Source organism: Bacillus sp. JJ634, assembly GCF_036962285.1.
Classification (GTDB): domain Bacteria; phylum Bacillota; class Bacilli; order Bacillales; family DSM-1321; genus Peribacillus; species Peribacillus asahii_A.
On sequence record NZ_JBALMU010000150.1, the window covers coordinates 1 to 8,347 of the forward strand.

The following is an 8,347-nucleotide window of genomic DNA, read 5'->3' on the forward strand; positions in this document are numbered from 1 at the left end:
TGTTAAGATAGACGTCATGTACCGTCATTGTTTAAAGGTGTGAAGTATTATCTTTCATGAAGAAGGCAGAAGTGTGTCAGATAAGCTGTTTGTGAATGGCATATGTTTGCTTTCTGGCTCAGATATCACTGAAGAATAGCAACAGTGTGTGATTGATGTGATAAAGAGTAAAGTAAGTATTTAATGAGAAAACAGCTGGTGAATTATAGTTTCAATATTGTATAATGATTACGAAATAAGTCATGATGTTATTAGTTTTAAAGAAATATCGTTAATTTTATGAAGTGAGAAGAAGGCTTTCGATGGATAGCCTTCTATTTTTACATTGAGAGAACTAATCATGATATATTTCTTGAAATCATTCGTGAAATTTTGAAGGCGATTGTGCGGGAAGTTGCTGCACATGTCTTTCGAAAAAATGTATTAGATAATAAGAAAACCACCCCGCGCTGAACTGCAACCGAATTGTTAGACACAAATAAAATCTGGGGTCCCCGTTCAACTACTGTTTTTTTCACATATTTTAGAATGTAAGACACCGGGCATTGACTTATTATTATTCATGTAGATTTTAGACAACTGTATTTGTGAGTCCCTGTCTTAGCTGTATGTTTTTCTCTTGTTTCCAAAATCGGTACCCTACTCCGCTAAAGTGTACAGCATTAATTGGCTAGTTGAAGGATTCATAAAGACAAAGAGCGATTTTTTAGTGGAAATTTTATTGAATTGCACAGGTATGGAAACTGCTTATATGAAGGGGTTTCGTTTATATATATAGTTTGAATGTCAACTATCCTATTTAAAAAGATGATTATTTGATTGAATAACAATAAAACATACCTTCTTCTCAAAACTTCTCGTTGAAGTGTATGTAGAAAAGGAGCCGGGGCGACGATGGAAGAGTTAGTGAAAGAATTGGCGAAAGGCTGAAGTCAACGGTGAAGGGTTTTAAATAGGTAGATGAAGAAGCGTATAGTATGGTGTGCTTTCTTGCTTTTTTGGATAGGAATTATTTTCCACATTTCGTCGCAGACGTCTCAGGTCCAAGACCTTTCAGGTGTGATCGAAAAAGTAGTTGATGAGGAAAAATGGGGAGAAATGTTAAGTGGGTTCTCGGTAAGGTATTACGATCAGGAGATTAGTGTCGAGAAGTCAGGGGTAATTGATTTTATTCATTTTTTGATCCGAAAAGGCGCTCACGTGGGAATCTTTTTTGTGCTTGGACTTTTAACGATTGTAGTTTGGCGTTTGTTTACGGATCTTCATTTCATTTCTGTGTTTGGTTCGCTTTTATTTGTGTTTGGATACGCTTGCCTCGATGAGCTGCATCAGCATTATACTGGTGGTAGGACTCCGTTGTTTGACGATGTAATACTTGATACAATTGGTGGCGTATTTGGTATTGTGTGTTATCTGGCGTTTACGAGATTTCGAAAAAAGGAAATAATGTTATGATGTATACAGTCAGACCCGATAGCGTTGCGTTAAATTATTAAAATAAGTTTTGTGTGCATTGTCACCACTTGAAATATGTCGAAGGATTTGTATATTTAAAGACAAAGAGAGTTAGCTCTTTTCAAGGGAACTTAGCTCTCTTTTTCCAGTTGAATACGTTTAACCAAAGTTAATAACTTAATTCATTACTTTTCTAGCAATCGCATAATATTCCTCTTTTATTGCACAACATTGCAGATTTTTGGTCCACGCGCTGTGATTGATAAAGAGATTGGTGTGGTAGATCGTAAAGTAAGTATTCAGTATAGAAACAACTGATGGATCATAGTCTCAGTATTGTAAAATGATGGTGAAATAAGTCGTGATCTCATTAGAGTTAAAGAAATACCGTTAATCTGAAGTGAGAAGAGGGCTATCAATGGATAGTCTTCTATTTTTGTATAGGGAGAATTAATCATGATATCAAATATAACGAAGGAAGCTTTTTATCACCTACTTAAAGAAGCAGTAGAGAAGGGAGAAAAGGCTCAGGATCTAACAGTAAGTGAATTAGTTAAAGAATTGTCAATGAAATTAAGTGAAATCTTTAAAGAGAGTTGATGAACATTTTAATTGAAAAAATTCCTCTACAGATTACTCTCCAGATCAAAAAATTCAATTAATGGATACCTTGAAAAACAAGCAATTAAAAATCAGGAAAATATATAAATGACTTTGTTGATAAACAAGTACAGATTTATAGAATCTTCATTTTTAAATAAATTTCACTAGGAGGAGTGAATGATTTGAACATTTTTGATAAATTATCTAAATTCGTTAAGAAAACGTTGAGATATATTAAGCAAGATATACATTCTATTGATAAATTAGAAGAAATACAGAAGGTGCTTAATACTCAGATAGATAAGCGTAAACAACAACTACAAAAACAATAATATTGTAAAGAAGGATTTCTAATGATTCTTGTAGTTGGTGGTACTGATTAAATAGGTTTCATACTGTAAAGGGGATATTAAAACTGATCTACTGGACATCGATGGGCTGTTGACATTTTATTTTTTCTTCAACAGCTACAACTACTTATGGTTTTCTAAATGATAATTTGTAGATCTTTGACCAGGTGATTCAGTCCAGTTAATTGTCTCTCCAGCAGGGAATTATCAAGACCTAGGGTGGAAAGCGGAAATCAAACTACCTGAAATAATTGAAACCAGAAATGACATTTTAGAATTGTATGCATAAAGCTTTATGGCTGTATATCACAATCTTAACAGTAGACACATATATTCATAAATTGAAAAGTAATAGGAAAGTCATTCATTGTCTTTTTCTCAACTTTTTTCATGTTTCACTATAACATACGTATTACGTGCTTCTCTAATATCACGGAATAAGAGAAATTCTGATTTGATAAAAATTATCAGTATTACTTGGAATTTAGGATTTATAGAAAAAATTCTTATTTGAGCTAATGAACAGTTAGACCAAACTTCAACAAAAATCATTGACATGAAAATTAAAAGAGGTAAGTATGTCGTAATAGGTGATAGTTTATCGACTGGAACACTTTCACTATTCCGTGATATGCCAACATGGTTATCTTTTAAATTTAAAAAGGTCGTTATTAACGGAGGTATTTGGAGTAATACGTTACAACAAGTATATGATAGATTAGACGCTGATGTTGTAGTTTATAAACTACAACACGCTATTATTTTATGTGGTACAAATAATATAAACAACAGTGATACGGAAGCAAACATAAGAACTTACATTACTAATATTACAGATAAAATTCAAGAAAATAATATTAGTCCTATTTGGCTCACAATACTACTAAGAACGGATAATGCGAGTTTACTACAAAAAATTATTAATCGTAACTATTGGTTGCAAAATTTTTGTAGAGTAAATGGTCTTGTGTTTGTTGATATTTATAGCTCTCTTTTGACTAATGAAGAATCGGTTTTGTCGGTAAAAAGTGGGGTGTTGTTGGAAGATTTACTACATTTAACTGCCGATGGACACAGAATCGTTGCAGAAACGGTTTATACTGCCATAAAAAATAACGATTCAATTGAATTGCCGAATATTTGTGGTGGTGATGTGAGTACTACAATAGGAAATAACAAATTTTTTGTATTTTCTAATTAACCAACAGTAAAAATTGCAGATAGTTGGAGTGCAGTTAGCGGGACTGATGCAGCAACTATCTTTGATTTTGAAGAGATGAATTATGCTAAAGACGCAAAACGTAGAAAGCAAGTTATTACAATGCTGACTCAAACTGATGCAAAAACGGCTGGTATTAATTTAGGAGTATCTGCGCAAAAAACTTGGGAAATATCCTTTAAATTAGAATTGAATTCTCCTTAAATACGTTGGTTAAATATCTACATGTATTCAGTAGACAATACTGAAACGCAGATTGGCGATGTTCAAAAGTGTCTATTTGGAGCAGAAGCAACAGTTATCAATGAAAGGATTAACTTTTTGTATAAAGTACCATATGGAGCAATTAATAGTACATTAATCATAAAAGCAAGTGGTAAAGAGTTTGTTATGAAAATATCAGAATTAAATATCTATGATGTTACTTTGTAATTAGGGACATTATCGTACAATAGATTCCAACTGTATAGCCAACCGTAAGGAATCAGGCTATAATTTAATTAATACAGTTAAAGCCATTTATACATCATTTACGAAGTCTAAATTAAGTAACTATGCTATAAAGGGGTCACCTGGGTTGTAAGGAGGGAAAATGTGAAGCGAAGAAACTTCTTGTTAAACTTTTTACTTTGGATATGGTCTTTCATTTTTGGTTATAGAGTTGGTAATTCCGATATAAAAAGTGGTGTTTTAAGTGAAGAGTCGGCCCAAACTGCGAAGAAAGACGAAACGGCAACTGTGGTACCGTTGTCTAAATTTATCATTGCTACTGAAACAACGCACACACAAGCTTTTGTTAGAGCGTTGGATTATTGTAAAACAAATAAAGTTTCGTTATTTATTGAAGATGATAACTATATTATAGATTCAACTGTAATTATAAATATGAATTGGGATGGTTTTTCTATTACGGGCAATTCAAGAGATGTTGTAATCAAAGCAAAGACCAACGGGATTGTTTTTCACGTTCAATCTCATAGAGTAAAAATGTATAATATTAGAATTACACCATTTGATGATACTTACAATTATAATTATCAAGCTATTCAATGGGATGGAGCTCAGGGATTGTGTGATAACTTCATGATTCAAAAAGCTGATATTGGAATCACATGTGATATAGCTTGTTGGTGTACTAACTTTACAAGATTAAGTGTTCAAGGCGTAAACAAAGGGATTGTGTTCAAATACTCAGGTGGTTGCATAGTTCAACTTGATTTACTATCAGGTAGCGCAGGATACGAAGATACACAGCCTAATAGTTCAGTGGGTATTACGTTCGAGTCGAATTCGGGGATGAATACAATTTCCGATGGTGGGCAAATAGAGTCTTTCCACTATGCATTTGATATAAAATCAAATTCTCATATTTCTATTGGTCATGTTTTTATTGAACATGTTCTACAAACATTTACTAATACTTCCAAAATAGACTATTTATTAGCTTATTCATTTTACGATGTATCTGGTAAAAGAGTTTCCCCAGGTGTTTCAAAATTAACTTTAAATGGAATGGATAAGGCATCGTTATATAATGACGCAAAAGATAGTGCTATACCATTGAATGAATTAAAAGCTTATTTTTTATTTGACGATGTATCTGGTAGTTTACTTGACTACAGTGGAAGCAGTGCCACATTCAATAAAAACAATCTGCAATTAAGCACAGGGATAGGATTATTTGGTACACAATTAAAAATGGCATCTCCTGGAAGTGATAGTTATGCAAGCTTGACTATACCCAATTTAAGCCTAAGTAAATTTACAATTGCTGTGTCCTTTAAAGTTAGCAATACTGCTGACCCTACTTCCAGAATAATTGAACTAACCGCATCTGACAATAAAGTCATATACGTTGCGAATAATACTGGAGTATCAATAACGACATACGATGGAACCAGAACGACAAAGTTAGCAATGATTAAAGCCATCCAATCGACTGAATATAACCACTTTTTTACTTTAACTTTTGATACAGTAACAGGCGACATTACGATTATGTGTCCAGAAATGCCTATATACAACCTACAATCAGAGGTAGTGAAATCATTCGCTAGTGGCTTTGCTACAAATGGCATTAAATTACTAAGAAATTGGGACGCTACAGTATCAAGTGCGGATTATACATTCAATTACTGGATGGCATTTAACGGAAGTATTACCTATCAACAAATGATTAATATATACAAACAAACTACTCCGATATTAACAATACCAATGTATAAAAAATTAGCTTCAATAGTTTAATTCATAGTCGGAAACAACTGTGAAACAAGTTGAAGAAATTGTATATATGAGTACGTTTCCTAAAATTGAGAGTGAAGTAGATGACACAGCAAGATTACAAAGGGCTTTAGCGACACGTACCTCTGCGAACAAAGGTTATCGAATTGTTTTAGAAGGTGACTATACCATTAGCGACACTCTAAATCCGGGTAGTTTGGGTAGTTACTGTGTTTTTGATGGAAATAACGCTACTATTACTATGACTGACGACACAAAGCAAATATTAAAAACATAGGGATATTAATATCGGGGCCTGACCCCCGTTCAGCTCAAGAGTTAGCCGATTTTATACGAGGCTATCATTTACGCCTCTCCATGTAAAGTGCACGTCTCTAATTGGAAAAAAAGTGTTCACAAGATTCGAGCGAAAACTGTCTATTTTATTCTAGCGGTTACAAATTGTAAGTAAATGAACTAGATGCACTTAAATTTGGAAATATTTAAATTAAGGTTGGGGGATAAATGTGAGGAAAAAGATAATGGTGGTATTTGGTACAAGGCCAGAAGCTATTAAAATGTGTCCATTAGTTAAAGAATTAAAAATACGAGATAAATTAGATACAGTTGTTTGTGTTACTGGTCAACATAGAGAAATGCTAGATCAAGTGTTGGATGCATTCAACATAGTGCCTGATTACGATCTTTCAATCATGAAAGCAAAACAGACATTATTCGATGTGACCATAAATATTTTAGAAAAAATGAAAACTGTGTTGGAAGAAGTAAAGCCTGATGTAGTTTTAGTCCATGGCGATACTTCAACAACTTTTGTAACGTCTTTAGCTTGTTTTTATTTACAAATCCCAGTTGGCCATGTGGAGGCTGGATTAAGAACGTATAATATTTACTCTCCATATCCAGAAGAATTCAATCGTCAAGCTGTAGGAATTGTAGCGAAGTATAACTTTGCTCCAACAGAGATGTCGAAAGATAATCTTTTAAAAGAGGGGAAAGATCCTGCTACTATATATGTGACTGGTAATACTGCCATAGATGCACTTAAAACTACTGTTAGAGATGATTATTCTCATGAGCAACTTAATTGGGCAGCAGATAGCAAGCTTATTATGATAACGGCTCATAGAAGAGAAAATTTGGGAAAGCCGATGAGAAATATGTTTAAAGCAATAAAAAGAATTGTAGATGAGTATCCAGATATTAAGGGGATATATCCTATTCATATGAACCCAGTAGTGAGAGAAGCAGCAAACGATATTTTGGGGAACTGCGATAGGATAAGAATTATTGAGCCTTTGGAAGTCTTAGATTTTCATAACTTTCTTTCAAAATCATATTTAATACTAACTGATAGTGGTGGCATTCAGGAGGAAGCTCCTAGCTTAGGTAAACCCGTATTGGTTATGCGTGATACGACAGAGAGGCCTGAAGGTATAACAGCTGGAACACTGAAATTAGTTGGGACAGATGAAGAAAACATTTACAAGACTTTTAAATTACTTCTTGAAGATAAAAATGAGTATGAAAAGATGAGTCAAGCTAGCAATCCATATGGTGATGGTTTTGCAAGTAAGAGGATAGCAGATGTCTTAGAGGGATAGTTTTTTATAAATGTACAAATTTCTTTCCAGGATAGCTGTTATTCTAGATGAAATCCGGTGCCAGACCCCCGCTCAGCTAAAGTGTAAAGCGGTAAAGTGAGAAAGCGAGGGGCACCTTATTTGCAAGACCTTTCTGTGATAAGTGAAATTTTGATAATTAAAGTGGAAATGATTTGCAAAAAAAAGATCCTGATTTAGGTTAACGGGTTTTCTTTTCGGAGGGAAAGTTAAAATAATTGTTTTTTTTAGCGTTATTTTAACAGTCGAAATCACAAATAAAGTCACATAAAAAAAGGACGGATAAAACCGTCCTTTTTATGATACATACTCTAAAAATTCATTTAATGAGGAAAACATCACTTCTGGTTCCCAATCTCCTTCACCGTGCATTGCGGTCAAAATAGGATAGTTTTTATTATTTCTATCAACGAAAATTGGGTCTCCTACAAGTTCATCGTATCCAATGACATACCAATTTTCATTCCAATCACCCTCGTTATCCCCTGTTAAATCATTCCCATCATCGTCAATTCTATATTCTAACTGACCTTCTTCAAATTCTTCTCTTGAAAATAGGTGAATAGATATTGATTCAACTTCAGGGTCATCTATTTCAACCTCAACATCATAACTTTCAAGTTCTTCAATTTTACTCAAAATTATTTCTAAATCTTCATTTAACACGATATATTCCCCCCAGTGGGATGTAGTTTTATCTAAGGTATATTATACCGTTAAACTTTAAAAATCCTTTTTTATGTTCCTAAATAACCACAATTTTAACAGTTGAAACAGCACTCTTTTAACACTGTCATCTCCGTTGATAAAATACCCAAGAAAAAACGAACCTGACCCCCTGTAACCGTCAAGTAGAA

At 33.6% G+C, this 8,347-nt stretch carries 8 protein-coding genes; 7 read left to right on the top strand and 1 reads right to left on the bottom strand.

What is annotated here, in order from left to right:
• Positions 1 to 960 precede the first annotated feature (960 nt).
• The 7 genes from V7068_RS19450 to wecB all read left to right on the top strand — a co-directional run bounded on the left by V7068_RS19450 (position 961) and on the right by wecB (position 7,472).
• Positions 961 to 1,455, top strand: coding sequence for a VanZ family protein (locus tag V7068_RS19450; protein WP_499714156.1), 495 nt, complete (start codon positions 961 to 963; stop codon positions 1,453 to 1,455).
• Between the two features lie 456 nt (positions 1,456 to 1,911).
• The gene (locus V7068_RS19455) at positions 1,912 to 2,055 is read left to right on the top strand and encodes a YwzD family small protein (protein ID WP_499714157.1); all 144 of its coding nucleotides are present in this window, start codon (positions 1,912 to 1,914) and stop codon (positions 2,053 to 2,055) included.
• A 909-nt stretch (positions 2,056 to 2,964) separates the two neighbouring features.
• On the top strand, positions 2,965 to 3,609 hold the full coding sequence (locus V7068_RS19460) for an SGNH/GDSL hydrolase family protein (protein ID WP_499714158.1): 645 nt from the start codon (positions 2,965 to 2,967) through the stop codon (positions 3,607 to 3,609).
• A 243-nt stretch (positions 3,610 to 3,852) separates the two neighbouring features.
• Positions 3,853 to 4,059, top strand: coding sequence for a hypothetical protein (locus V7068_RS19465; RefSeq protein ID WP_499714159.1), 207 nt, complete (start codon positions 3,853 to 3,855; stop codon positions 4,057 to 4,059).
• A 162-nt stretch (positions 4,060 to 4,221) separates the two neighbouring features.
• Positions 4,222 to 5,874 carry a hypothetical protein gene (locus tag V7068_RS19470; RefSeq protein WP_499714160.1) on the top strand — a complete coding sequence of 551 codons (1,653 nt, stop codon included), beginning with the start codon at positions 4,222 to 4,224 and terminating at the stop codon, positions 5,872 to 5,874.
• A gap of 19 nt (positions 5,875 to 5,893) precedes the next feature.
• Positions 5,894 to 6,148 carry a hypothetical protein gene (locus V7068_RS19475; protein ID WP_499714161.1) on the top strand — a complete coding sequence of 85 codons (255 nt, stop codon included), beginning with the start codon at positions 5,894 to 5,896 and terminating at the stop codon, positions 6,146 to 6,148.
• Between the two features lie 244 nt (positions 6,149 to 6,392).
• Positions 6,393 to 7,472 carry a non-hydrolyzing UDP-N-acetylglucosamine 2-epimerase gene (gene wecB, locus V7068_RS19480; protein ID WP_499714162.1) on the top strand — a complete coding sequence of 360 codons (1,080 nt, stop codon included), beginning with the start codon at positions 6,393 to 6,395 and terminating at the stop codon, positions 7,470 to 7,472.
• 315 nt (positions 7,473 to 7,787) lie between these two features.
• On the opposite strand, the gene V7068_RS19485 is transcribed toward wecB, so the two are convergent.
• Positions 7,788 to 8,156 carry a hypothetical protein gene (locus tag V7068_RS19485; protein ID WP_499714163.1) on the bottom strand — a complete coding sequence of 123 codons (369 nt, stop codon included), beginning with the start codon at positions 8,154 to 8,156 and terminating at the stop codon, positions 7,788 to 7,790.
• Positions 8,157 to 8,347 lie beyond the last annotated feature (191 nt).